Origin of the sequence: Paenibacillus solani (assembly GCF_001277345.1) — a bacterium.
Taxonomy (GTDB): domain Bacteria; phylum Bacillota; class Bacilli; order Paenibacillales; family Paenibacillaceae; genus Paenibacillus_AQ; species Paenibacillus_AQ solani.
Map to the genome: position 1 here is coordinate 409,910 of NZ_LIUT01000008.1, position 23,678 is coordinate 433,587.

General features: G+C 49.5%; 20 protein-coding genes. 7 read left to right on the forward strand and 13 right to left on the reverse strand.

What is annotated here, in order from left to right; genetic code table 11:
* Positions 1-44 precede the first annotated feature (44 nt).
* Both AM231_RS25920 and AM231_RS25925 read right to left on the reverse strand, forming a co-directional pair.
* Complete coding sequence (locus tag AM231_RS25920; protein ID WP_054405244.1) at positions 45-650, reverse strand: DJ-1/PfpI family protein; 606 nt, start codon at positions 648-650, stop codon at positions 45-47.
* A 28-nt stretch (positions 651-678) separates the two neighbouring features.
* The gene (locus AM231_RS25925; RefSeq protein WP_054405245.1) at positions 679-1,923 is read right to left on the reverse strand and encodes an MFS transporter; all 1,245 of its coding nucleotides are present in this window, start codon (positions 1,921-1,923) and stop codon (positions 679-681) included.
* A gap of 130 nt (positions 1,924-2,053) precedes the next feature.
* Here AM231_RS25925 and AM231_RS25930 point away from each other — a divergent pair, with 130 nt between their 5' ends.
* Entirely contained in the window at positions 2,054-3,415 is a 1,362-nt protein-coding gene (locus tag AM231_RS25930) for an aminotransferase-like domain-containing protein (protein ID WP_242615311.1), read from the forward strand.
* A gap of 30 nt (positions 3,416-3,445) precedes the next feature.
* On the forward strand, positions 3,446-3,640 hold the full coding sequence (locus AM231_RS25935) for a DUF6199 family natural product biosynthesis protein (protein ID WP_054405246.1): 195 nt from the start codon (positions 3,446-3,448) through the stop codon (positions 3,638-3,640).
* Between the two features lie 53 nt (positions 3,641-3,693).
* Here the strand turns inward: AM231_RS25935 and AM231_RS25940 are convergent, their stop codons facing one another.
* From AM231_RS25940 to AM231_RS25970, 7 genes are all read right to left on the reverse strand, one after another.
* Positions 3,694-4,785 (reverse strand): DUF418 domain-containing protein, encoded by a 1,092-nt coding sequence (locus AM231_RS25940; RefSeq protein ID WP_054405247.1) that lies wholly within the window; start codon positions 4,783-4,785, stop codon positions 3,694-3,696.
* A gap of 3 nt (positions 4,786-4,788) precedes the next feature.
* Positions 4,789-6,720, reverse strand: a complete 1,932-nt coding sequence (locus AM231_RS25945; protein WP_054405248.1) for an ABC transporter permease — start codon at positions 6,718-6,720, stop codon at positions 4,789-4,791.
* The gene (locus AM231_RS25950; protein WP_054405249.1) at positions 6,695-7,465 is read right to left on the reverse strand and encodes an ABC transporter ATP-binding protein; all 771 of its coding nucleotides are present in this window, start codon (positions 7,463-7,465) and stop codon (positions 6,695-6,697) included. The genes AM231_RS25945 and AM231_RS25950 overlap by 26 nt, the downstream gene beginning before the upstream one ends.
* 194 nt (positions 7,466-7,659) lie before the next feature.
* The gene (locus AM231_RS25955; RefSeq protein ID WP_054405250.1) at positions 7,660-8,667 is read right to left on the reverse strand and encodes a sensor histidine kinase; all 1,008 of its coding nucleotides are present in this window, start codon (positions 8,665-8,667) and stop codon (positions 7,660-7,662) included.
* Positions 8,664-9,365 carry a response regulator transcription factor gene (locus AM231_RS25960; RefSeq protein ID WP_054405251.1) on the reverse strand — a complete coding sequence of 234 codons (702 nt, stop codon included), beginning with the start codon at positions 9,363-9,365 and terminating at the stop codon, positions 8,664-8,666. The genes AM231_RS25955 and AM231_RS25960 overlap by 4 nt, the downstream gene beginning before the upstream one ends.
* Before the next feature lie 159 nt (positions 9,366-9,524).
* Complete coding sequence (locus AM231_RS25965) at positions 9,525-11,720, reverse strand: GH92 family glycosyl hydrolase (RefSeq protein WP_054405252.1); 2,196 nt, start codon at positions 11,718-11,720, stop codon at positions 9,525-9,527.
* A gap of 36 nt (positions 11,721-11,756) precedes the next feature.
* The gene (locus AM231_RS25970; RefSeq protein ID WP_054405253.1) at positions 11,757-12,845 is read right to left on the reverse strand and encodes a GntR family transcriptional regulator; all 1,089 of its coding nucleotides are present in this window, start codon (positions 12,843-12,845) and stop codon (positions 11,757-11,759) included.
* A 455-nt stretch (positions 12,846-13,300) separates the two neighbouring features.
* On the opposite strand from AM231_RS25970, the gene AM231_RS25980 reads away from it, so the two are divergent.
* The 3 genes from AM231_RS25980 to AM231_RS25990 all read left to right on the forward strand — a co-directional run bounded on the left by AM231_RS25980 (position 13,301) and on the right by AM231_RS25990 (position 16,799).
* A complete protein-coding gene (locus AM231_RS25980; protein WP_082341809.1) occupies positions 13,301-14,890 on the forward strand; it encodes an extracellular solute-binding protein in 1,590 nt (529 codons plus the stop codon).
* Positions 14,891-14,957: 67 nt separating this feature from the next.
* Positions 14,958-15,893 carry an ABC transporter permease gene (locus tag AM231_RS25985; protein WP_054405255.1) on the forward strand — a complete coding sequence of 312 codons (936 nt, stop codon included), beginning with the start codon at positions 14,958-14,960 and terminating at the stop codon, positions 15,891-15,893.
* A 12-nt stretch (positions 15,894-15,905) separates the two neighbouring features.
* Complete coding sequence (locus tag AM231_RS25990) at positions 15,906-16,799, forward strand: carbohydrate ABC transporter permease (RefSeq protein ID WP_054405256.1); 894 nt, start codon at positions 15,906-15,908, stop codon at positions 16,797-16,799.
* A 112-nt stretch (positions 16,800-16,911) separates the two neighbouring features.
* Here the strand turns inward: AM231_RS25990 and AM231_RS25995 are convergent, their stop codons facing one another.
* Complete coding sequence (locus AM231_RS25995) at positions 16,912-18,867, reverse strand: FUSC family protein (RefSeq protein ID WP_054405257.1); 1,956 nt, start codon at positions 18,865-18,867, stop codon at positions 16,912-16,914.
* Positions 18,868-19,038: 171 nt separating this feature from the next.
* Here AM231_RS25995 and AM231_RS26000 point away from each other — a divergent pair, with 171 nt between their 5' ends.
* Positions 19,039-19,569: a cysteine hydrolase family protein gene (locus AM231_RS26000; RefSeq protein WP_054405258.1), complete on the forward strand. Its 531-nt coding sequence runs from the start codon at positions 19,039-19,041 to the stop codon at positions 19,567-19,569.
* Between the two features lie 259 nt (positions 19,570-19,828).
* Here the strand turns inward: AM231_RS26000 and AM231_RS26005 are convergent, their stop codons facing one another.
* From AM231_RS26005 to AM231_RS26015, 3 genes are all read right to left on the reverse strand, one after another.
* Entirely contained in the window at positions 19,829-20,632 is an 804-nt protein-coding gene (locus AM231_RS26005) for an alkaline phosphatase family protein (protein ID WP_054405259.1), read from the reverse strand.
* Positions 20,633-20,743: 111 nt separating this feature from the next.
* Entirely contained in the window at positions 20,744-21,595 is an 852-nt protein-coding gene (locus AM231_RS26010; RefSeq protein WP_054405260.1) for a DMT family transporter, read from the reverse strand.
* Positions 21,595-22,368, reverse strand: coding sequence for a DeoR/GlpR family DNA-binding transcription regulator (locus AM231_RS26015; RefSeq protein ID WP_054405261.1), 774 nt, complete (start codon positions 22,366-22,368; stop codon positions 21,595-21,597). The genes AM231_RS26010 and AM231_RS26015 overlap by 1 nt, the downstream gene beginning before the upstream one ends.
* A gap of 189 nt (positions 22,369-22,557) precedes the next feature.
* On the opposite strand from AM231_RS26015, the gene AM231_RS26020 reads away from it, so the two are divergent.
* Positions 22,558-23,517 (forward strand): metallophosphoesterase family protein, encoded by a 960-nt coding sequence (locus AM231_RS26020; protein ID WP_054405262.1) that lies wholly within the window; start codon positions 22,558-22,560, stop codon positions 23,515-23,517.
* The last annotated feature ends 161 nt before the right edge of the window (positions 23,518-23,678 follow it).

A 23,678-nucleotide genomic window follows, 5' to 3' on the forward strand; every position in this document is an offset into this window, starting at 1 on the left:
CTTGGCTTAACCTAAACGAGGCCTCCCCGTTCCAACATCCAGATTTAGATGCCCGTCTTGGCATAATAGACCGAGGATGAGGTTCCCGTCTGGTAATACGGGTAACTCATCGCCGACTTTACTTGTTCGACGGTGGCTGCATCGGTTAATCTCTCTAATACGTAAAGACCGAGATCAATGGATGAAGATACCCCGCTGCCCGTAATGATACGGCCATCCTGGACAATACGTGCTTGAACGACCTCCTTGCAGTAGGGGGCCAAAAGCTCGTAAGCTGATGCATTGGAGGTAGCCCGCTTGCCCTCCAGCAGACCGGCTGCGCCCAGCAGCAGCGATCCGGTACAGACGGATATGATATACCTGGCTTCCCGGGCTGTCCGCAACCACGTCAACATATCGGGATCGAATCTTAGCTCCCTTGTGGAAAAGCCGCCGGGAACGAAGACCAGATCATATTCCGATAGATCCGGCTTTACCCGCGATATGGCAAATGCGAGCCCGCGGTCATCCGTAATTTGCGCGCTCATCGCACAATAATCCCAGGAAATCTCAGCTTCTGGCTGGATGTGGGAAAGCCTCGTTATCCCATCGGTGAAGCCGATAAGGTCCAGGGACGTCATCCCATGGAACAGAATAAATGCCATCTTCATGATAAACACCTGCCTATAGAAATTTTTATTAAGCCTCGGCCGCCGACTGGTCGGGGACGGAACGTCTGCGATTGGATGCTCGATGAATTTGGTAGTAGCCCATCGCGGACAGCGCGCTGAACAACAGGTTGAGGCCGATCAACCATTGGTAGCTATTCGTTAGGTCGAACAGAAATCCGCCTGCGAAGGAACCGAGAACAGCTCCCGCCTGATGACAAACAAGCAGCATCCCTGTCTGCAATCCAACGGAGCGATGACCCATGGCTTCGCCAGCCACCAGCATGCCGCCGGGAATCGCCCCTAAATAGCTGGCTCCGAAGATAACCGAGAAGACGATCGGAGAGATACTGAAATGCAGAAACAGCATCGTAAAGGCCACAATTCGGAACAGATACAGGAAGGATAAGGCCAGACTTCTCGACATCCGGTCCAAGAGAAAGGCGAATAGCAGCCCGCCAGCGAGTTCAAGCAGGCCGAGAATGCTCAGTGAGGATGTAAACATTGCCGAGCCGACCTGATCATGCCGATGAATGGCCATCAGATGCATCTCAACCGTGCCCATGCTGAAGCCGCAAGTAAATAAGGCGAAGATTACCAGAAGCACCGTACGGTTCGTTGCCATCTCTCTGACGATTGAGAGAAGCTGCAGCCGTGCAGGCGAAGGAGGAGGCGAGTCGGAGTCAAGAGGCTTCGGTGCAGGCTGGCCCGGTTGGCGTTCTTTCAGAATAAGCAGGATCAGCGGTATGGATAGAAGTGTAACCCATAAGGTAATCGTGAATGCCGTTGTCCAGTCCAGCCAATCCCGGTTGCTGACAAAAAGAGGTGTCAGGATGGCTAGTCCAAGGGAGCTTGCACTGGTCATGATCATGAGCGCCTTCGCTTTATGCCGGCTGAACCAGCCTGCAACCAGGACATATCCCGTACTTGCGGCCATGCCGGACAGACCGGAGAGCAGTCCGAGCCCCAGGAAGAACCCCGCCGGATGATGAAGCTTGAGCACGGTCAGCATGGACAGCACCCCAAAGAGTGCGTTCAGAAGCATTACTTTTTTAGGACCATAGCGGTCGGTTAACCATCCGCCGAGTGGAGAACAGATGGCGGCTACGGCGATATTGAAGGACCATGTGAAGCTGATAAAGGTCAGGTCCGCGCCCAGATCCGAAGCCATCTCGTGCTGGTAATAAGACATGACGAATCGGCTGATAGCCGCAGCAAAACCAAGTGTCCATAGAAATCCTAGAATGACCCATGCATACCCCCGGTCTGTTTTCATTGCTCTTCCCTCCAGCTCTCTCATCTATCTTTACTTCCGCTAACTCATGGAATAAGCTAATTCTAATCATAGGATAGGAAAATGCCAGGACAATTTTGATCAACTGTATCAATACAGGGGAGTGAGTATTATGAGCGGAATGGAGACGAAACACGAACAGATTGTTGCGTTTATGATCCGGGAGATGGAAGGGGGTCATATTCGGCCAGGTCATAAGCTGCCGTCGGTCCGGACCGTGGCCAAAATGTTCTCCTGCAGTCCCAATACGGTCGTCCGGGCGTATCAGAGCTTGGAGCGGGAGGATGTCATATATCCTGTGCCCAAGAGCGGATACTACCTTGTAGAAGGGAAGAGCATTGCGCCTGTGCGAACGGAAAGCATGACGCTAGATTTCGCCTCAACGACACCTAGGGGCGATTTTTTGCCATTCCGGGAGATGGAGCATTGCCTGCGTAAGGCGATCTCCCTGTATAAGGAGGAGCTGTTCGGCTACACCGATCCGCAGGGGATATTCTCACTAAGAAACGAGCTGTGTAAGTACTTCCATGAGCAGCAGATTTTTTCCAAGCCGGATCGCATCGCTGTCGTTACCGGGGCACAGCAGGCTTTCTCGATCTTGACGCGTCTGTCATTTCCGGGACGAGGGCAGGCCGTGCTGGTGGAGCAGCCGACGTATTTCGGTTTCTTGGCGGCAGCCCGTGCTGCAGGCTGTCCCATTATTGGAATTGAACGGGATGAACAGGGCATCGATCTGGAGGTGCTGGAGGCTCATTTTCGCAGCGGATGCATCAAATTCTTCTATACGATACCGAGATTTCTCAATCCGCTCGGCACCACCTATACGCTGGAGCAGAAGCAGCGGATCGCCGAGCTTGCCAGGCAGTATGACGTCTATATTGTCGAAGACGATTATCTGGTGGATCTGGAGGACGATACGAAGGCGGACCCCTTGTATGCACTGGATTCATCCAACCATGTCATTTATGTCAAAAGCTTCTCCAAGACGATTCTGCCGGGCTTGCGGATGGGTGCTGTTATTCTGCCTGAACCCTTGCTGGACTTGTTCCTTGCCCAAAAGCATGCTGCGGATGTTTCATCGCCAATCCTTTCCCAAGGAGCGCTTGAGATTTATATGAAAAGTGGTTTGTACAGACGACATACAGCCAGGATTCGGGCCCATTATCGCGAGAAGATGCGCTATGCCATCGAGGTGTGCGCCGATGTATTTGGCAGCGGTATCCCTTATACTTGCCCCTCCTCCGGCGTGTTCATCACCCTCTGGCTGCCAAAGTATGTGAAGGCCTCTGCGATACAGGAACGTTTGAAGCAGAGAGGAATTTTGGTGACAAATGTGGATTTGCATCTGCTGCCGGAGAATCAGCATAATGACCGAATTCGATTATGTATCATCGGGGTAGAGAACTCTCAGATTGAGGGCGGATTTACTGTAATCGCAGAGGAAATTCGGTCCATGGAGCGGAGAATGAGATAACAGGTATGGTTAGTCAAGGGAGGGGTGCCAATGTGGCTTTTTGTTTTTGTGTTTTTTATCGTTGGATTAATTTCTGTCATCAGTCCCACAACATCTTGGCTATTATCTAATTGGTGGCGGTTTAAGGGCGATGTAGATCCAAGTGAACTGTCCTTGGTTATCTATCGCATTGGAGGAGTGATCATGATCATGGTTGCAGTCTTCCTGGTTACGCGGCTGCTATAGATTTTTGGAATTTATATGACCATTGGGCGAAAATAACAAAACAAACAGGAGACCTATTGTCGGTCTCCTGTTTGTTTGCGAATCGGCACGATGGTCCAGTAGGTACCGCATCTCCACAACCATTCGAGCGGTCCATATTGGAACCAGCGCATCCACAGATTACTGGCTATGATCTGAAAGACCACAATTCCCAGAGAAACGAGCGTAGAGACGACATATGTGGTCGGCGATACGTTAAATACCATGCGCTGAATACCTACCAGAAAGACAGTTTGTCCAATATAGTTGGTAAGCGCCATCCGGCCGTATGCCTGTAACGGATGCAATATCTTGGTACCTAGGCGAGTGCGTCCAATCATTAAAAGCGAGCTTAAATAAAATACAGAGACGAGAGGACCAGTCGCAATTCCGATGTGTGCCAGAGTGAAGGCTGCCTGCATGGTTGGTGATGGTGATTCGCCTTCTACCTCGAATAGAAACGGGGACATCGGCTCGGGAGGTGCTGCCCACCACATGGCGCAGATCGCCATGACGGTTCCGAGCAATGACAGCAGCCAAACCATGCGCAGCTTGCTTAACCGTAATTTCTTGTGAATCGCATCATGTAATCGATATTGTCCTGCGGTTAGTCCTAACAGGATCAGAAACGGGATGGTCAGCAGTTTGACTCCCATGAGAGCCGCAACTGTAAACCCGACCACTCCAATGACAAGATTAACCCTCCGCGGAGCCCAATAGAGAGGGATCGCAAGCAGGCCAATAACCGCATAATGGAATAATGCCTCACCCGATTGATACTGTTGATGGAGGAAGCCGATCAGGACCAAGATTACTAACCGACGGATATACAGCCGAAGTCTTGGCTTTCCTCCCGCTCCAGCACTTCGGGACAGAAACATATAGAACCCCAGTCCGAACAGGAATGTGAAGATGGTGTAGAATCGGGCCTCCACGAAAAAGTAAAGTCCTCGCTGCAGCCAAAAATCCGCTGTGGTTTCCGGTGTATTGATAAGCCAGAGCGCCAATACATTAACAAATGGCAGACCAAGCAGCGCAAAGCCCCTGAACTGATCTAAAAAGTGCAACCGCCCCTTTTCAGTGGCAGGCTGGCGTTGCATCACTGTCTCATTTTTTACTGTGGCCATTTATTACACCATCATCCTATTCACGGACTTGATATAGCGGGCTCTGGCGATCAGGAAATAGATCATTTGGGCAGCCAGGAATGCCGATGAAGCCGCCAATACAGGACCACTTACATAAGGAGAATCCAGGTATGCAAGAACCGGACCGAGCACGACCAAGGATTGCAGCGCCGCAACCAGGATGGGAATAAAGAACAGCACAGCAATTTGTATGCTTGCGGATATGTTCATCTCCCGGGTGCTGAGTCCGATTTTGGACAGGGATCGATACATCGTTTGGTCCGCTGCAAGCTCTGTATGCAGTTTGAAATACAGGAAGCTGGCGGATGAGATGGAGAAAATCAAGGCGACAAATACCCCGATGAAGCTGAATAACGAGATTCCCTGTTTGAAGCTGTAATAGCTCTCCGCCCTGGATTGAATAAACCCCTCACTAATAACATTCCGATTCCAATCCGCCAGCTCAATGCCGAGCTTGGTTTCGGGGTCATCTTTCTGAGGAAGTCCTTGGGAATTTGGAAGCATGAATAGATAATGATGATCCACGCCGAGTCCGTCGGTTATTTGTTGTTTTTTAAGCTTCTCGAATAAGCTGTCATGGATCACCAGCAATTTTCCGCTGAATGCAACGGCCGCAAGCCGATCGGTTCGGTTCTCCAAACTTACAGAATGCCGCTGCCCTGATAACTCAATATCCATTGCCGTCTGCGTCCCTGCATTTCTCTTGGCTGCACTCGGGGTTTCCACCAATACAGCGTCCTTCTCGCCAAATGCTGTAACCGGCGCAGCATTCATCTTGGAAGCTATGCTGTTGTAACTGGATTGGGGCACGATGTAAAGAGGATCCTTCCCATGGCCTGACAGGCCATAGTAAATCGTCTCCACATCCGCTTGTTTGTACGTCAACCCTTCAGACTGCAGCCGATGCTCGATTTGAGCTAATTCTTTCTGTGCCTTATTCTTGTTAGTGTTACTGTAGGAGGTGTAGCTTAGTGCATACGGATTATCCAAATAAACGGCCTTGGTCGATTGCTGCATCGCCAGCACGAAACCGGTGCTCATGGAAGCCAGGGCCACCACAACCGTGACTAGAAACAGCATGCGGGCATTGTCCTTGATTTTGTAACTCATTTCGGAAATCCAAAGCAGATTCGTCCCTTTCCATGTGGTTGTACGATTTCGCTGCAGCATACGGACGACCCACACGGATAGCTGGGAGTAGAAGAAATACGTGCCTATAATCCCGGTTACCGCGGCGACCAGTAGTCCCGTAGGGTCTAACTCTTTGACACGAAGAGCGGCATAGCCGATGGCAAGCAGCGCCACGCCCAAGAGGGCCAGGAATAGATTTGCTTTCGGTTCGGTTTTCGGTTTGCTCGTGCCCTTGAGAAGCTCCAATACTTGATTCTTTCGAATAAACAACAAGGTGAACAGTGAAATGACGAGAAACAGCGCTGCGAATGCACCGGCGGTCAGCAGCATCGCTTTGAACGGCCAATAGAACGGCAGCTCGTCCATATCAATGATTTTGGTGCTGATGAGCAGGAATACCTTGGATAACAGCATTCCGCTAGCGATGCCTGTTACGATCGCAACGGCACCGATCAGAATATTCTCCAGAAAGATCAGCCAATTGATCTGCTTGGCTTCGGCTCCAAGGATGGTAAGAATGCCGAACTCCCGGTTCCGTGACTTTAGGAAGACGCTGATTGAATACAGCACAAACAAGAAGGCAAATACATAAACAATTACGGTGGCAATCGTCATTCCCGTGCGCGTCATCGTGCCCATAGGCGAATTCTCGATAGCCGGATGGTAGATGAATACCGCATACGTAAAGAAGATCATCACCATAAATGAGCTGCTGAGGAGGTAAGCGAAATATTGACGCGCGTTACGCCGGATGTTATTAAACGCGAATTGAGGAAAGCTCACTAGTATTCCCTCCCCAGAACGATAGCGTATCGATGATTTTTTGGAAAAAAGTCTGCCGGTTCTCACCGCGATGAATTTCAGCGGCAAGCTTGCCGTCTTTTATAAAGACGATACGGTTGCAGTAGCTTGCGGCCAAAGGATCATGCGTAACCAGCATCAATGTGGTGCGATCCCGCTCATTGATCTCGGCAAGCGACTCCATCACAATCCGCGAGGAGTTCGAGTCGAGCGCTCCCGTAGGCTCATCCGCAAGCAGCAGCAGAGGCGCGCCGATGATCGCTCTGGCAATCGCAGTACGCTGACGTTGTCCCCCTGAAATCTCGTATACACGTTTATTGAGAATATCGCGAATACCAAGCCGAGTAGCGGCTTGCTCCAGCAGTGATTCCATGTCCTTGAGCGGACGGCGGTCCAGCGTCAGCGGAAGCACGATGTTCTCGGCAACCGTTAACGTATCGAGCAGATTGAAATCCTGGAACACAAAGCCAAGCTGTCTCCGTCGAAAGTGGGCCAGCTCGCTTTTTTTCATAGTGTAAGGATTTCTGCCCCCGATCTTGACCTCGCCCGAGCTGGGACGATCGATCGTGGAGACCATGTTCAGCAGGGTGGTTTTACCGCTGCCTGAAGGGCCCATAATCCCGACGAATTCTCCTTCTTTGATGGTGAGATGAATATCGGTAAGAGCTTGTGTTGCCACTTTGCCCGCATATACTTTGTTTAATGCTTTTACTTCAAGAATATCCATAAATCTGTAAGCTCCTTTCTGTATATCTGATTCGTGTCACCTGACTCGTGTAACCTAACTCTAGCGTATCCTGCCTTGAACCTGCCATGGATTTAGGTGAAACGGAGCTTACATCTGCCATAAGGTTATGTTCGCATCAGTTGTTCGTATTTCTGTGAAAGAATGGAGCCTCAGTAAATGCAAAGAAGACACACCTAGGGCCCAGATGTGTCTTGGTTTTCGGCTCTGCGCAGCGTCAAGGTAACGGTGGTTCCTTCGCCGAGCGTGGATTCCAGCTTTACGGAATGATCCAGCTTATGGGCGATTTCACGGACAAGATACAGACCCATGCCGGTGGATTCGTGGTATTGGCGGCCGCGCTCTCCGGTGAAGTAGGGGTGGAACACCCGGTTGATGTCCTCCGGTGCAATGCCAATCCCCTCATCGCGGATGTGAAGCTCCACATATTCTCCTGACACCTCCGTGGTTAAATAAATCTTCTTGCTGGGGCTACCCGAGTAGTTCACGGCATTGGTCAGAATCTGACCCAGCATGAATCGAAACCATTTGGCATCCGTATAAACGCAGATATATTCATCGATGTGGAACACCGGTGTTATGCCTTTACGAATGAACAGCATACGGTTCTCGACAACCGACTCGCTAACCGCGGCCCGGAGCCGGGTGGCTTCGACCGCGAAATCCTGCTCGAACCGGTCCAGGCGGGCGGTGTACAGCACCATCTCAAGACCTTTTCGTAATCGCTCGAGCTCTTCCCGAATATGTTCGGCGGGGGCCTCTCCGACTTCGTCAAGTGTTAGCTGTATCACGGAGAGCGGGGTCTTCATCTGATGAACCCAGCGGTTCATGAAGGCCAGATGCTGGTCGGTTTGATTTTGATGCCGATGCAGCTGCTCGCGATACAAACGTTCATAATGGCTGATACGCTCATGCAGCGCGTACGGCAGGGGCGCTTCGCCCAAGGGAGGGTTGGAGAACTCTTCTGACAGCTCCTCGGAAGAAAGCTCTTGATACATCGTGCGATGGGATAGGTAGCGGTACACAAGATAGGCGAGCAGCACGGTGCTGCTCAACAGGATCCCGTACAGCACGATAGCAAAGGGCCTGCCTTCGCCAGTGAGCCAGTACAGGAGGGGGACAAGCAGCATTTGCAAGGTGAAAAACAGGATGAGCGGGAGATGCTCCCGCAGGAACAGCCTCATAAAGACTCCCTGCCCGTCATAAACCGGTAGCCCGCTCCCCGAACGGTCTCGATGAGGTCTCCGGCTCCCAGCTCGCGAAGCTTGCGGCGAACTCTTGTAATATATACATTCAGTGTATTATCGTCGATGAAATGCTGATCTTCCCACATGAGGTCCAGCAGTCTTTCCCGGCTGACCACACGGCCGTCCTTTTCCATCAGCATCGTTAGCAGGGCTGCTTCCTTCTGTGTAAGCTCGGTGGATTGATCTTTATAGGCTATGATGAATCGCTCGGGATACAGGATAAGACCGGCGCCTTCAATCCGATGCTCCTCCTCCTGGCCGGAGGCGTAAGCCCCCACCGCACGGCGCAAGTGGCTGCGGATTTTGGCTAGAACAAGCTCCATGTCAAACGGTTTCGTAATATAATCATCCGCCCCGTTTTCCAGCGCCATGATTTGATCCATGCCGCTATCCCGCGCGGAGATGAAGATGATTGGGCAGTGGGACTGGGTGCGGATTTGGCGGCACCAATAAAACCCGTCGTATTTCGGCAGATTGACATCCAGCAGAACCAGATCCGGTTTCGTATCCGTAAAAATGTCCATAACCCGGCTAAAATCATCAATGATCCTTACGGTATAATCGTATTTAGCGATAGCGCTGCTTAATTTATTGGCAATTCGTTCATCGTCTTCAACGATCAGGATGGTATACACGTTTTCCAGCTCCTTTTGTGTCAAACACAAAACTATGTACTTACTATACCGAATTTATGAGAACGTTGGAAATCATCTTGGATACCACTACAACATAAAAGGGACATCCCCACCTAGTTCACTAGATGAGGATGTCCCTTATATTATAAATCTGGCTTGTTACTTCTTTTTCGATATGGAGAACGGCAGTTCTTCATCGCTGTAATGACGGTAGCTTGGAGCCAGTCCCAGACGGAAGTCGAGGGACTTGCCTGCCAAGATATCTTCATGCGTAATGTACAGCTTGGTGTAATCTTCTCCCTCTAACTGGACGTTCGATACGAAATTGGATTGTGGATTATTGTTGTCTGTATGAATTTGCATCTGCTTGCCGCTTGGCAGCTCAATCGTAACGCTGTCGAATAACGGAATGCCGAGGACATATTCATTACTGCCCGGACATACCGGATAGAAGCCCATGGAGCTAAACACATACCACCCGGACATGCTGCCGTTATCCTCATCGCCCGGGAAGCCATCGAAGCCGCTGTTGAATAAGTTCGACATGATCTGCTTAATGACAACCTGGGAAGAAGCTGGCTGCCCTACATAGTTGAACAGATAAGGAATGTGGAAGCTAGGCTGGTTGGAAATCGCCAGCTGGCCATAATCGACGGCAGCCATCTCGCTCATCTCATGAATTTCAAAACCATATCCCCGCACGTCAAAATCCGGTGCTTTGTTGCACAATTCAGTGATTTTATTGAAAAAGCGTTCTTTCGACCCGTAAGCCTCGATCAAGCCCTGGAAATCCTGGAATACGGCAAAGCTGGTCTGCCAGGCGCTTCCCTCGGCATAATCAAGACCCCAGCTCGTATCATTGAATCCTGGACGGAACTGGCCATTTTGATCCTTGGCCCGCATAAAGCCGGTCTCCGGATCGAAAATATGGTTATAGTTGAGCGCGCTTTGTCTGTACTGCTCGGCCACATCCGACTTGCCCAGAACCTCGGCCACACGGCTGATGCAGAAGTCGCTGTACGCATAATCCAGCGTGTGATTCACGCTCTCATGATAGCTGCTCGGAACATAACCATACTTGATGTAGTCCAGCGTTCCTTGACGTCCATAGCAATTCTGTCCGCTCTGCGTGGTGGCTGCGGTCAGCATAGCTTCCAGCAGTTCCGGCAGCAGATGCTGCGCCAATCCCTTAGCTGCCGCATCGGCAATGACGGCGTCAATAAGCGTGCCCGGCATCAATCCGCGCTCATCCGGAGATAACCATTTTGGCAAGAAGCCGGTCTCGCGATAGGAATTCAGGAAACCTTCCAGCATTTCCTCATATTCCTTCGGTGCGATGATGGAGTAGAGCGGATATACCGTTTTATAAGTATCCCAGAAGCCGTTATTGGTATATAGGACGCCCTTCTTGACAGAGCGGGCTGTTGTATCGTAGTGAATCGGCTCCATATTGGCATCAAGCTCATAGAACTTCTGCGGGAACAGGAACATGCGGTAAAGACAAGTGTAGAAAGTACGCAAATACTCCTCGTTCGAGTGAGTAACCTGAATTTTATTCAGATAATGATTCCAGGCCTGTGCTGCTGATTCTTTCTGCTCCTCCAGGGTTGAGCCCAGTTCACGTGCAAGATTGAGCTCTGCTTGCTCCAGACTGATAAAAGAGGTCGCCAGCTTAACATCCAACGTGTCCTTTTCACAGTCTTTGAAGCGAATGACGACATGCTGGTCCACATTGTCAAAAGCAACCTCAGGGAAGAACTGGCCTTCGGCGTCGTAGTAACCCGTCGTAGAGAGATCAATCTCCTTGCTGAAGCTCATGGCCACGTACATACGGAATTCTTTATCGTGGCAATCTGCGAAGTTGCTGACATAACCTGTTATTCTGCGCTGGGCTGCATCCAAGTGAAACTCGCTTTTGTTATGAACGTTGAGCACGAGGCCAGCCTGGTGTCCGGAATTGTATTTCATGCGCATAGACGCGCCATAGCAGCTGGGAATCAGCTCCGTTGTGATGTTGTAGCGCAGCTGCCTTACTTTGAGATAATGAGGCTTGAATATCGCTTCTTCCGGACGGTAGGAGCTTTGACAGGTGAAGACAGAGCCCCTGATTTTGTCGTCTGCGATCGGCGTCATCAGGAAGTGGGCGAAGTCGCCCATCCACGGACTCGGCTGATGTGTGAGACGAAAACCTTGGAAGACGCGGTCATTCGGATTGAAGAACCAGCTTCCTTCATTCTTGGTCTGCACGACATAGTGATTCATACCGAAAGGTACACCTGTATAAGGAAGTGCGTTCCCGTTGGAAAAGGTATATTGATTGTTGGTGCCTTGTCTTGTGTCGACATAGTTCAGCATGTAAGAGTTCTCCTTCGGTGTGTAGATATAGGCGTGTTATAGCTTCTTCACGGTCTGGCGTTCAATGAGCTGAACGGGGACCACGGCATCCTCACGCGGATATTTGTGAGGGTTCTCAATAAGGGCGATCAGGTTTCTTGCAGCCTCATACCCCATCTGTTCGAAGTTCTGGGATATGGTCGTCAGCTTGGGCTCAACGAAGTTGGCCAAATCAATATTGTCAAAGCCGACTACAGAGAAATCATCCGGGACGGACAACCCTAGCTCTTTGGCGACTTGAATGATTTCGATGGCGATCAGGTCATTCTCGGCGACAATCCCGGTGATCCCTTGTGTCATGACAGACTGAACAAACTGGATGTAATATTCCCTGTCGTTATTATGCGTTAAGTAACGATCGGTCAAGTCGCTGACGCTGTAATCGATCAGATTATAATCATACAGTGCTTTCAAATAACCAAAGTATCGCTCCCGAATCGATGAGGAGTTCTCTACTTTCAAGGAGGAGATGAAGGCAATTTTCTTATGATTATTCTCGATTAAATGCTGGCAGGCTTGATATCCACCGCCAAAGTTGTCAGAGACAACCGACAGGAACGGAATCCCTTCAATGGATTTATCCATCGTAACAAGCGGGTATTTCGCCAGGTGATACTGATACAGGATGCCAAGATCCGAAATGCTGCTAACCGGATAGAAGATTAATCCTGAATTTGCACTCTGAAGTGCGGATTCCAGCAGCTTTCGCTGACCGACAATCGTATTGGACTGAATATTCAGCGTATAGTCAGTCGTTGCGAGATATTCATTGATGCCTTTCTCGTAATCACCCAGGCCCGGATTATGGGCAAAGGGGAGAATCAGCAGGATCTCTTTGCTCGCTTTATTTACGGAAGGCTGAGGAGTCGTATCGGCACTCACGAAGCTTCCCTTGCCTTGGATCCGGTAGATCAGCTTGGCGTTTTCCAGCTCTGTCAGTGCTCGTTTGGACGTGATGCGGCTAACGTTATATTCCTTTGAAATCTCAGCCTCGGTCGGAAGCTGATCCCCGGCCTGAAGCTCCCCTGATTCGATCTTGGCTGTTAGGGCATTCACGATATGTTGGTATAATGGAATTTGTTCCATATCGATCTCCTCGCTAAATTTGATATATCATTTATTGTTGTTTATGTCAAAGACTTATGACATTTTTGAAGATTATAGAATTTGTCCGTTTTCAACGAAGCCGGCAAATTCGGTGCTCGCAAGAATAACATCCATAAGGCTGCAGTTGTTCTGTTTGAATATACGAAATAAATGAAATGGGAGCAACCATATTCTTGATGATTACAAGCGCATTTCTTAACTGCTAATGCGGAAAGGACATGTAAAGGATCACTGCCGATATCTCCCTTAGCGCTTCTTGTCGGGATATCATCCTCCACCTCTATCCCCATAGTATAGTCCCCCTCAACTATATTTCAAGATGGAACGCTTTCTGAACCAATAAATAGAAATGTAAGCGCTAGACAAAATATTTGATATATCATATAATCAACAATATCGCTTAATATGATATATCAAATACGGGGGTTGATGAAGTGTTCCAAGCTAAAAAAGGGAAAGTTGTCATGTCGATGTTGCTGGCTTCGGCTCTGCTTGTTACTGCTTGCGGTGGTAAATCCGGAGAAGCACAGAACCCGAAAGGGAACGAAACTGCCGATACGAACGAAATTTCACTCTTGCGTCCAAGCTGGAATAATCTGCGGCCTGCATCCAGTGATCTGTGGATGTGGCAAGAATATGAGAAAATGTCCGGAATTAAGGTGAACTGGGAAGAGCTCACCGATATCGGTGAGAAGAAGAACGTCATTTTGACGAGAGGCAATCTGCCGGATGCGTTCTATCAAGTCGATTGGAGCAATGGTGAGCTGCTCAAGTATGGTCAACAAGGACTGTTCTTGCCGCTGGAAGATCTGATCAAAGAGCATGCGCCGAATCTGCAAAAATATCTTGAAGAGAACGAGGATGTAAGAAAGGGTTTGACCAGCGCAGACGGTCACATATATGCAACTCCTTACCTTGACCCTTATCCGGAAGGGAACCGGACGATCCGCCTGTGGATCAACAAAAAATGGCTCGATAACCTCGGCATGGAGGTTCCTAAAACAACGGCCGAGCTGGAAGAAGCTTTGAATGCTTTTGTAACCAAGGATCCGAATGGCAATGGCGTGAATGACGAGCAGGGCTGGTATATGCCAAGCGGCTCGCTTGGCTGGACGTTTGAGCAGATGATGATGGGTTCCTTCGGAATCGGCAATGGTGGACGCAAGGCGCTCGGAAACTTCATTTACGTAGATGATAATGATGAAATTCAGCTGACGATTACAGCCGATGAGTACAAGGAGCTCTTGAAGTATGAGAACCGGATGTACAAGAGCGGTGCCATCAACAAGCAGGCTTTCAGCGGCGTGGACTATGATAAATGGACGGCCGATGCAGCCAAGGATACCGTCGGTGCCTGGAACTGGGCGGCCATCGATTACATCGGCGAGAGCGTAAAGAATGACTTCGTAGCCATTAACGTGCTGGCAGGCCCGAACGGAGATACCGCGTCGCTTACGGATTCCCAAGTTGCGGGCGCTTCCAGTCTGGTCGTTACGAAGGACGCAAAAGATCCTGGAGCGATCCTGAAATGGGTGGACTACTTCTACAGCGAAGAAGGCAGTGTGTTCGGTTATCTTGGTAAAGAAGGCGTAACTTACAATGTGGAAGACGGCAAAAAAGTCTATATCGATGAAATCTTGAACTATAAAGATGGCATCGGTCTGGGTGCATTCCAATACGTTGATAACGTGTATGGCGGTTACTTCCCGTATATCGAGCTCTCACCGGAGGTTCGAGCTGCAGCAGGCCGCAAAGAGGCGCCGGTATACACGGATTTGACGGAAGAGACCTTGCCAAGCGTCATGCTGCCGGATCTGCCAGCTACGATCCAGGAAGCGAATGAATCTTCTTCGATTATTGCTGACGTAGGTAACTATGTTGGTCAGATGCGTGTGGAATTTGTGACAGGCACCAAGGATATCGATAAAGAATGGGATAACTACATTGCCCAATTGAAGAAGATGGGTTCGGATAAATACCTCGAAATAAAGCAAGCGCAGTACAAACGTTACAAAGATAGCTAAACCGTTAGGTTGGGGAGATTCTTCGCGAATCTCCCCACATTTTAAATTTTAAGGAGAGGGGAAAACCATGGAATCTTCACTTCACAAGAAGCAGCATCTCAAGCCGAAACGCAAATCCATTATGAAGCAAAAATGGCTGTACTTCATGATGCTGCTGCCGCTAACCTCCTTGATTATATGGAATTACATCCCCATGTACGGGATTATCATATCTTTTAAAGACTACTCTCCCGCATTTGGCATTATGGACAGCCCCTGGGTGGGATTTGCCCATTTTGAGCGTTTCTTCAACGCCTTTTATTTCTGGGATGTGATTATTAACACGCTGAGAATCAGCTTGTACAGCCTCCTTGTCGGAATTCCGCTTCCGATTATATTGGCGCTTATGTTCAACGAGCTGCGCAGTAAGAAATACAAGTCGCTAACCCAGACAATCTCCTACATTCCGAATTTTATTTCGATTGTTATCGTGGTCGGCATGGTGACGTTCTTCACCTCTCCTGTCGACGGCGTGATCAATACGGTGATTGAATATTTCGGCGGTACGCCGATTGATTTTATCGGCAGCGCCAAGCTGTTCCCGCATGTGTTCGTCTGGTCGGGCATTTGGCAGACTGTGGGCTGGGGAACGCTGATTTACACCGCTGCGATGTCCGGCATTCCGCAGGATCAATACGAAGCGGCTTATCTGGAAGGCGCCACCCGCATGCAATGTATTCGGCACATTACCATTCCGGCGATCATGCCGACCATTGTTATTTGCGCCATTTTGGCTACCGGGTCCGTTATGTCTGTCGGGTTTGAGAAGGTTCTCCTCATGCAGAATGATGCGAACCTGGCTACGTCCGAGGTTTTATCAACCTATATGTACAAATCGGGTATTTTGAACGCGGAGTACAGCTTCTCGGCTGCTGTTGGTCTGTTTAACAACCTGATTAACTTTATCGTGCTCTATCTGGTGAATAAATTCGCGCAGAAATTCAGTGAGACCAGCCTGTGGTAAGGAGGGGCAACCATGCAGTTTCATCTATCTAGAGAAGACAAAATTTTTAATTGGATCAACATTGTTGTCGTTGGTATCATTACACTGCTGATTCTGTATCCATTATTATTCGTTGTATTTGCTTCACTGAGCGATCCGCGCCAGATCTTCGACAACGCTTTACTGCTGTGGCCCCGGGGGTTCACGCTGGAAGGATACAAGCGGGTGTTCGATAATCCTGATATATGGATGGGTTTTAAAAATGCGGTCATTTACACCGTGCTTGGAACGGCGGTGAACGTGATCATGACCACGCTGGCGGCATATCCGTTATCCCGGAGAGATTTCCGGGGTCGAAACGTCATTACGATCCTGTTCACATTCACGATGTTCTTCTCGGGTGGTTTGATTCCAACTTATCTGGTGAACCAGCACTTGGGAATCATCAATACGATGTGGGTCATGATCCTGCCGGGAGCGGTTAGCGTATACAATATGATCATTATGCGTACGTACTTCCAGCAGAACATTCCGCTTGAACTGGAAGAAAGTGCGTTTATTGACGGAGCCACTGACATGCAGCTGCTCCTGAAGGTGGTTCTTCCGCTCTCAACGCCAATTATTGCCGTGATGATGATGTTCTACGGTGTAGGCCGATGGAATGGCTATTTCGATGCGATGATTTACTTGTCTGACCGTGAATTGTTTCCGCTGCAGCTGATTCTGAGAGAAATCCTTGTACAGAACCAGATGGGAGACGCGGCCAATCAAGCGATGATGAACAGCAACCAAAGTGAAGTTAACATGATCAAGCAATCCATAAAATATGCGGTGGTTGTCGTTTCAAGTATCCCGGTGTTGATCTTCTATCCGATTGTGTCCAAGTATTTTGAAAAAGGCATCATGATTGGTGCGATTAAAGGCTAAGTTCCATTGCCTGTTACAGAGGCTGGTGCTAATTTCATCAATTATATAAGAATCTTCTAAGAAATCTCTCGTTGAGGAGATTTCTTTTTTTATATCTTGAGATCTGTGCTCTTTATTCAGCTTTGTGGCTGAGGATGGTTAAGGCATTCTGCAAATGGACTATTTCTTTATGGATTTGGGGGAACCCGTCAAGTCTTGGGATGGGTTTCTTGGTAAACGGACGTTCATGCTCGATAGCTGAAGCCATCGTCTCGAAAGCAAGCAGCAGTTCGGATAGAGCGGCGTCCGTAAGAAGTGGTTGATTCACCGGTCTTGCTGCGGCAGCTTCCAGTAAATAACCCAATTGTTCAATGGAAAACATCGCCGGCCAGAGCTTTTCTAATGACACCTTGCTGCTGGGGACTTCTCCGATAGCCGTTGTGTAGACCAGGTTTAAATTGACCAGATTTGTCTTCATTTTGCGCCGTTCGATGTCATGGGCCGAACCCGAGGTTTGCTGCGGTTGGGAAAACAGGTTGAACAGGAACTGCTGTTGGCTGCGGAGTGTCTTGGAGATGAAGTGGGGAAGCAGGGCGGAGGCATGGCTTCTTCCGATGAACAGAACGCCGATCAGCCCGATAGAGCAGCCTATAACAACATCGATCACCCTGGCAGTTGCAAAATATCCCACAGCGTGAATCTGGGATGAGCTTTCGGCAATTAACAGTGCATTGGGTGTAATGAATAAAGCGGCCAAGCCGTAATTCAGCACGATGGCCAGCTCTGTAAATGCCGTTAACATGGCAATCAAGAGCACGATGACGTAACCTTCCGGATTTGCAGACAGTATCAAGGCAGCACCAAGCACACCTAGGATCGTGCCGATTGTACGTTGAATCGCACGGTGGAAGGTGGCGATAATGGTCGAGCCTGACAGCACAGCCGCGCATGACAGCGTAATCCAATAGGAACGGTTAAAGTCGAGGGAGTATGCGACGAATGCAGCTGCCGATAGAACGATTCCGTAGCGGACCGCGGTAAGAAAGACGATGGAATTTTTATCAAAGGCACCTCCGAGGATGGTACGTAGCGATGGTCTGTTAAGTATAGCAGGCTGAGGTTTCAGTGCTGAATCGCTCATGATATGGCTGATTTCCACTAGCAAGGATTGCAGACCCGCTGAGAATGCGTCTTCATGATCGTAGGACAAGTTGAGGGTGGTGCAAGAAGAATCCATGGCGCTTGATATAAAGGATGCGATGCGTTGACATGCCTCGCCAAACTGCGGCGGAAGCTGATTCTCCTTGCGTTCCTCCATATGCTCCAAAATATATAGAAAGATAGTGTTGGCACGTTCATTCAGGATCAGCAGTTGTTCATAGTGACCCGAAATCTTCCATGGCGTTCGCCCTGCTGCTAAGGTGTTCCCGGCAGCATTCAGCGCCTGGACTAGACGCTGCCTTCTATCATGTGATTCATCGGTACCCAGCGTATCCATGAATCGGCCCAGCTCTTGATACACCTTCTGCACAGCTTGTGCCTCTGGACCGTGGGGTTTAGTGATCCAGCCGATCATGCCGACGAGCCAGGCGAATGAACCTCCTAGACCGACGATCCCTGCCCGCAGAGGGGCCAGAGATGGATCAATGGGCATGCCGGTTGAGAGCGCAAACACCATGACGAAGAAGATCGCCGCTGGACCTGTAATCCGTAATGCGCCGAAGAGGAACGTTGCCACAGCCCCAATCAAGCCAACAACCATCACAGAGGTTATCGGTGAAGGGGCAAGGAGCGTACCGAGCGCTGCGGATAGAACGATCCCGAGCAGGACGAAGCCGATTTTCTTTGCTCTCTGGGCATAAGGAATATTGAACACGTATAAGTACGTGAAGCTGCCAAGGCTGGCAAGCAATCCATATTGGAGGTTCTCCGCGAGTATGCCGATGAGCACAGGAAATCCCGCGCAGAGACCTGAGTATAGCGCCCTTTTCCATGGGAGTGGACGCTTGTTCAGTGCAAAAGCCTGTTTTATCGTTGAGACCCATGCTGAACGGGTGGATTTCGAATGATCTAGGTTCTGGCTGTCCATGTTTGAGGTTCCCTTCAAAAGTGAATGATAAGGTAAAAAATTCAAGTTTATCATTTCCTACTTCGAGGGTCCCTATACTTGATTTGAAATTCATTTGATTCTTTTACTACAGGAACATAAGTTCTATAATGAGAAGGGAATGATTCTGTTTTTTATGGGAGGATGATTGTGATGGGAAAAAGTGCTTTATTGGTCATTGATGTGCAGAACGATATGTTTGATGAAGAGAACCCGGTCTATGAGGGTGAACGATTGCTCTACAATCTCAAGCAACTGATCGCAAAAGCCAGAAACGGTCGAATTCCTGTTTTTTACATACAGCATAATGACGAGGGCTTGAAGGAGGGGACAGAAGGGTGGAAGATTAACTCTGAGATCGCCCCTGCGATGTCGGATACCATCATTCAGAAGACCAGACCCGATTCCTTCTATAACACTACGCTTGCAGAGGAATTGAAGCGGCAAGACATCGAACATGTGATTCTGGCAGGTATACAGAGCGAGATATGCGTAGATACCACATGCAGGAGAGCATCCAGTCTTGGTTATGACATCACGCTGGTATCGGATGCCCACAGCACTTGGAGCAATTCGGTGTTAACGGCGCAGCAGATCATAGATCACGTGAATGCAACACTAAGATGGTTTGCGGCCATCAAGACAACAGAAGAAGTCCTCTTTACGGAAGAAGCCGGTGTTTAACGTGATCATATCCCTGTCAAGTAGACAAATGAAAAAAAGCTTGGCAACCAGCGCGTGCCGATATTCAATCGACACGCGCTGATTTAAGTACTCTTTATATACGATTTAACGGCCATTTCCATAAATTCTTCCGTATATTGTTGGATTGTTTGTCCCTCATTGAAGGGATAATTCCAACTTCGGCCCTTCCAATCGGATATGAACAAGAGGCGATGCTTACTTAAGGGGTGATCTGAATCACGGTTTCTGATCCCAGAGATTAGAATATCCCTTCAGGCACTTTTCCTTCCCAGCAAGCTGGTGCAGGCAGTCCGAGCACATGACCGATGACGGCAGCCGTATCCATGATGCTGATTGGTAAATCGAGAAGTCCTGGCTGTACGCCCGGGCCCGTAATTCCCCAGGTGATGGTCATATCCATCGGGTGATCACTGCCATGATCGTTAGGATGAGCACCTCCGCCGCCATGATCGGTGACCGTGATGATCCAGGTGTCTTCCAGCAGCTGCTGATCCTCCAATGCTTTGACAATCTTGCCTACGTATTGATCTGTAACAGCAATCTGTTCCAGCTGCTTATCCGTATCAAAACCATACTGGTGGCCCGCTGCGTCGGGATGATCCAGCTGGATGAACATTAGCTTAAAATCTGGCTGTTTATAAATATATTCGACGATGGTCTCAGCCAGCTCGGGGTCGGGTTTGGATTCCATGTGAACATGGATGGAATTCTCAATGATTCCTGTGTTGATTGGTTCCCAGCAGCTGAACGCGGACAGGGGGGCATCCGGCCATTGCCGGCGTGCCAGCTTGAATAACGACGCATAGGGAAAGTCCTCCGGAATCTGCTGGTGAATCGCCCGGTCATTATCAAGACCGTGTTGGTCCGGGGCAACACCATATAACAGCGAGCCCCAGCATTCCGCACTGATGCTGGGATATACGGTTTGAGCGTCGTAGGAATACGCTCCTGCTTGCAGTAGGGCGTGAATATTCGGGGCATCCGCTTTCTGAATGAACCCGCCTGCTCCATCAATTCCAAGAATAACGACACGGTTAGCCATTGATAGTTCCTCCTCGGTATGAACATGTTGATCTGTAAGTTTCAAAAGCTTGATAGGACGGTTTACGCAACAATAGGCAGTGCACTGATTTATACATGATGCTTTCGAATGCTAACCCCATAGGGCAATCGTGATGATTCCGCAGGTGATGAGCAAGGACATAGCAATCCGTCGCCAGCCTTGCTGCTCCCGCAGCACGATAATGCCAAGCACGGTGCCGAATACCGTACTGATTTCACGGATCGGCGCAATTTGTGCAAGCGGTGTGAGCCGCATGGCGAACAGGAATAATAAATAGGATCCGGGTGCCAGGATTGAGCCGAGCAGAATCGTGCGCCAGTTCACCGACCATTCCTGTTTCAGCTGTCTGGACAGCATTACGGGAATGATCAGGGCAACAAAGTAACTGATATTGGAAAGCTGAATCAGTGCAATGGGGGAGACACCCGCATCCAGAACGGCCTTGTCGGTGAGGGTATACCCGGAAATGCACAGCCCGACCAGGCAGGCGTAGGTTAAAGCCTTGCGATTCAAACTGGAGGGACCTTTGAACTTTATGCCTGATAGAGCAAATAACGAAAAAATAATGATGCTAAGCCCCATGTATCCTGCTGCGCTTAACTGCTCATGAAATAACACTAGGCTGCACAGCGAAGTCAGCATGGCGCCAAGCCCCCGCATGAACGGGTATACCTGGGACATATCGCCGTGGGTGTAGGCTTTTGATAACAGGGTGATATAGCAGCCTTGGATGGTCATGGATAGAAGCATGAGTCCATACACGTTCAGGCTGAGCGTAAGCTTAGACATCTCCATGAGAAAAGAGGGCATCAGGAATATGAGAGTGACTGAATGGATGCACCACAGAAACACGGACTTCTGAATGCTTCGCTTCGTAAACAGATTCCATAGGGCATGGGTCAGCCCGGATGACAGCACCAGCAGAAGTGAGAGCAGCTCCATCAGCGATATCCGATAAGCACTTCAATGCCGCGAGCTGACAAATTATCCACCCATTCCTGCGAGCAGGCCTCATCCGTGATGACCATGGAGATATCCTCCAGTTTGGCGAGCTTCGAGAAGGTCGTGACGCCCAGCTTGGAATGATCAGCGAGAACGATGCCTTCCTCCGCACGCTCCAGCATTTTTCGCGATATGTAGGCTTCATCCAGATCATAATCGGTAATCCCATCCGTTAAGGAGATACCGCCGACTGAGATAAATGCTTTATTCACTTTGAATTGTTCCAGCAGCATTTCAGTGAGCGGGCCTGTGGCCGCTTGTTTGGTCCGGTCCATATTTCCGCCGATAAAAATAATTTTCCCCTGAAACCCCTCCATCGCCAGATTCAATACGGGCAGTGAATGGGTGATAACCGTTACATGCGGTCGATCCTGAAGATAACGCATGACTTCAATCGTGGTTGTTCCGTTATCAAGCAGTATGGTTTCTCCATCCTTAACAAGGGAGGCGGCAAGTTTGCCAATTGCGGATTTCTCTGCCGCGCAAGTCTCCGAGCGGCTTGTAAAGGAAGGCTCAATATGCCCGGAACGGGATTTGACAGCACCGCCGTAAACCTTGCGCAGCATGCCTTCCTTCTCTAACCGGTCCAAATCGCGCCGGATCGTTTCCGCAGATACCTCCAGCTGCTCCGCGAGGACATGGACTTTGACCTTGCCTTCCAGTTCCAATTGATTGAGGATCTTTCCCCTGCGATCTTCGTAGGTTAAGGACATAACATATTCACCTCTAACTATATGTGACTGATGTTGACTAAATATGTGGATTTGAACCTATATTAGGACTGAATATCCATGATGTCAACAAAAATTATTGACTTTGGCTTATGATTTCTTCTAATATACACATAAAACCACAACAATCAACACGAAAACCGTGTTCCCAAGTAAAAGGAGGCATATACGATGAAGCCGATTCTACGATTCAGAGACGATCACAATTTCACTATCGTGCAGTTCACCGATATCCATTGGAAAAATGGAGAGCCGGAGGATCTGTTAAGCCGGCAATGCATGGAAACCGTGCTCGATCTGGAGCAGCCCGATTTGGTTGTATTTACCGGGGATCTCATATACTCCGGAGAAGCCGATACTGGCTTCAAGAAATGTCAGGACCCTGTGCAGGCTTTCAAGGATGTAGTTTCCGTGGCAGAGTCCCGCGGCATTCGCTGGGCTTTCGTATTCGGAAATCATGATACGGAAGGGGATATCACACGTGAAGAGCTGATGGATGTTGCCATGCAGCATACCTACAACTGTGCGGAACATGGGCCGTCTGATATACATGGCGTTGGAAATTATACGATCCCTTTATTCAGCCATAATGGAGATGAGACAGTCGCCGTGTTGTACTTCTTCGATTCAGGGAGGGAGTCCGAGCATCCTGCTGTTCCGGGCTACGATTGGATTCGGCGCGATCAGATCCGTTGGTACGAGATGGCGTCTATGGCTTACAGTGTCAAGCATCAGGGAAGCCCGCTGCCGTCGCTTGCCTTTTTCCATATTCCGTTGCCCGAATATAATGAGGTTTGGGAGCGCAAGACGTGTTATGGCAGCAAGCATGAGAGAGTCTGCTGTGCGGAAGTGAATACGGGCCTGTTCGCTGCGATGCTGGAGCGGGGCGATGTGATGGGGACATTCGCCGGACACGATCATATCAATGATTACCGGGGAGAATTGCACGGCATCCAGCTCTGTTATGGCCGAGCTACCGGCTATGGTACATACGGGCGCGAGGGCATGCTTCGGGGCGCAAGGGTCATCCGCTTGTCGGAAGGACAGCGGCAGTTCGACACCTGGCTGAGGCTGAGCGACGGTTCGCAGATCCGGGAGCAGGAGAAGCATGAGCCGCAGATGCGTGCTTGATCCTTCATAGCAATATACAGTAGAGATACACCTCTTCAGAGATGGCCGGGAATGAATCCAGGCGATTTCATGGGAGGTGTATTTTATAGGATATGTCCTGTTGAGGCCGAATTCGAAAAACGCTGATCGTCAAAAGCGTGAATTGCCTATAACTCCCCTTG

Bases quoted from the DNA above. Each gene is read 5' to 3' on its own strand.
- AM231_RS25920 (WP_054405244.1), bottom strand. From the start codon at position 650: ATGAAGATGGCATTTATTCTGTTCCATGGGATGACGTCCCTGGACCTT.
- AM231_RS25925 (WP_054405245.1), bottom strand. From the start codon at position 1,923: ATGAAAACAGACCGGGGGTATGCATGGGTCATTCTAGGATTTCTATGG.
- AM231_RS25930 (WP_242615311.1), top strand. From the start codon at position 2,054: ATGAGCGGAATGGAGACGAAACACGAACAGATTGTTGCGTTTATGATC.
- AM231_RS25935 (WP_054405246.1), top strand. From the start codon at position 3,446: ATGTGGCTTTTTGTTTTTGTGTTTTTTATCGTTGGATTAATTTCTGTC.
- AM231_RS25940 (WP_054405247.1), bottom strand. From the start codon at position 4,785: ATGGCCACAGTAAAAAATGAGACAGTGATGCAACGCCAGCCTGCCACT.
- AM231_RS25950 (WP_054405249.1), bottom strand. From the start codon at position 7,465: ATGGATATTCTTGAAGTAAAAGCATTAAACAAAGTATATGCGGGCAAA.
- AM231_RS25955 (WP_054405250.1), bottom strand. From the start codon at position 8,667: ATGAGGCTGTTCCTGCGGGAGCATCTCCCGCTCATCCTGTTTTTCACC.
- AM231_RS25965 (WP_054405252.1), bottom strand. From the start codon at position 11,720: ATGCTGAACTATGTCGACACAAGACAAGGCACCAACAATCAATATACC.
- AM231_RS25970 (WP_054405253.1), bottom strand. From the start codon at position 12,845: ATGGAACAAATTCCATTATACCAACATATCGTGAATGCCCTAACAGCC.
- AM231_RS25985 (WP_054405255.1), top strand. From the start codon at position 14,958: ATGGAATCTTCACTTCACAAGAAGCAGCATCTCAAGCCGAAACGCAAA.
- AM231_RS25990 (WP_054405256.1), top strand. From the start codon at position 15,906: ATGCAGTTTCATCTATCTAGAGAAGACAAAATTTTTAATTGGATCAAC.
- AM231_RS25995 (WP_054405257.1), bottom strand. From the start codon at position 18,867: ATGGACAGCCAGAACCTAGATCATTCGAAATCCACCCGTTCAGCATGG.
- AM231_RS26000 (WP_054405258.1), top strand. From the start codon at position 19,039: ATGGGAAAAAGTGCTTTATTGGTCATTGATGTGCAGAACGATATGTTT.
- AM231_RS26005 (WP_054405259.1), bottom strand. From the start codon at position 20,632: ATGGCTAACCGTGTCGTTATTCTTGGAATTGATGGAGCAGGCGGGTTC.
- AM231_RS26010 (WP_054405260.1), bottom strand. From the start codon at position 21,595: ATGGAGCTGCTCTCACTTCTGCTGGTGCTGTCATCCGGGCTGACCCAT.
- AM231_RS26015 (WP_054405261.1), bottom strand. From the start codon at position 22,368: ATGTCCTTAACCTACGAAGATCGCAGGGGAAAGATCCTCAATCAATTG.
- AM231_RS26020 (WP_054405262.1), top strand. From the start codon at position 22,558: ATGAAGCCGATTCTACGATTCAGAGACGATCACAATTTCACTATCGTG.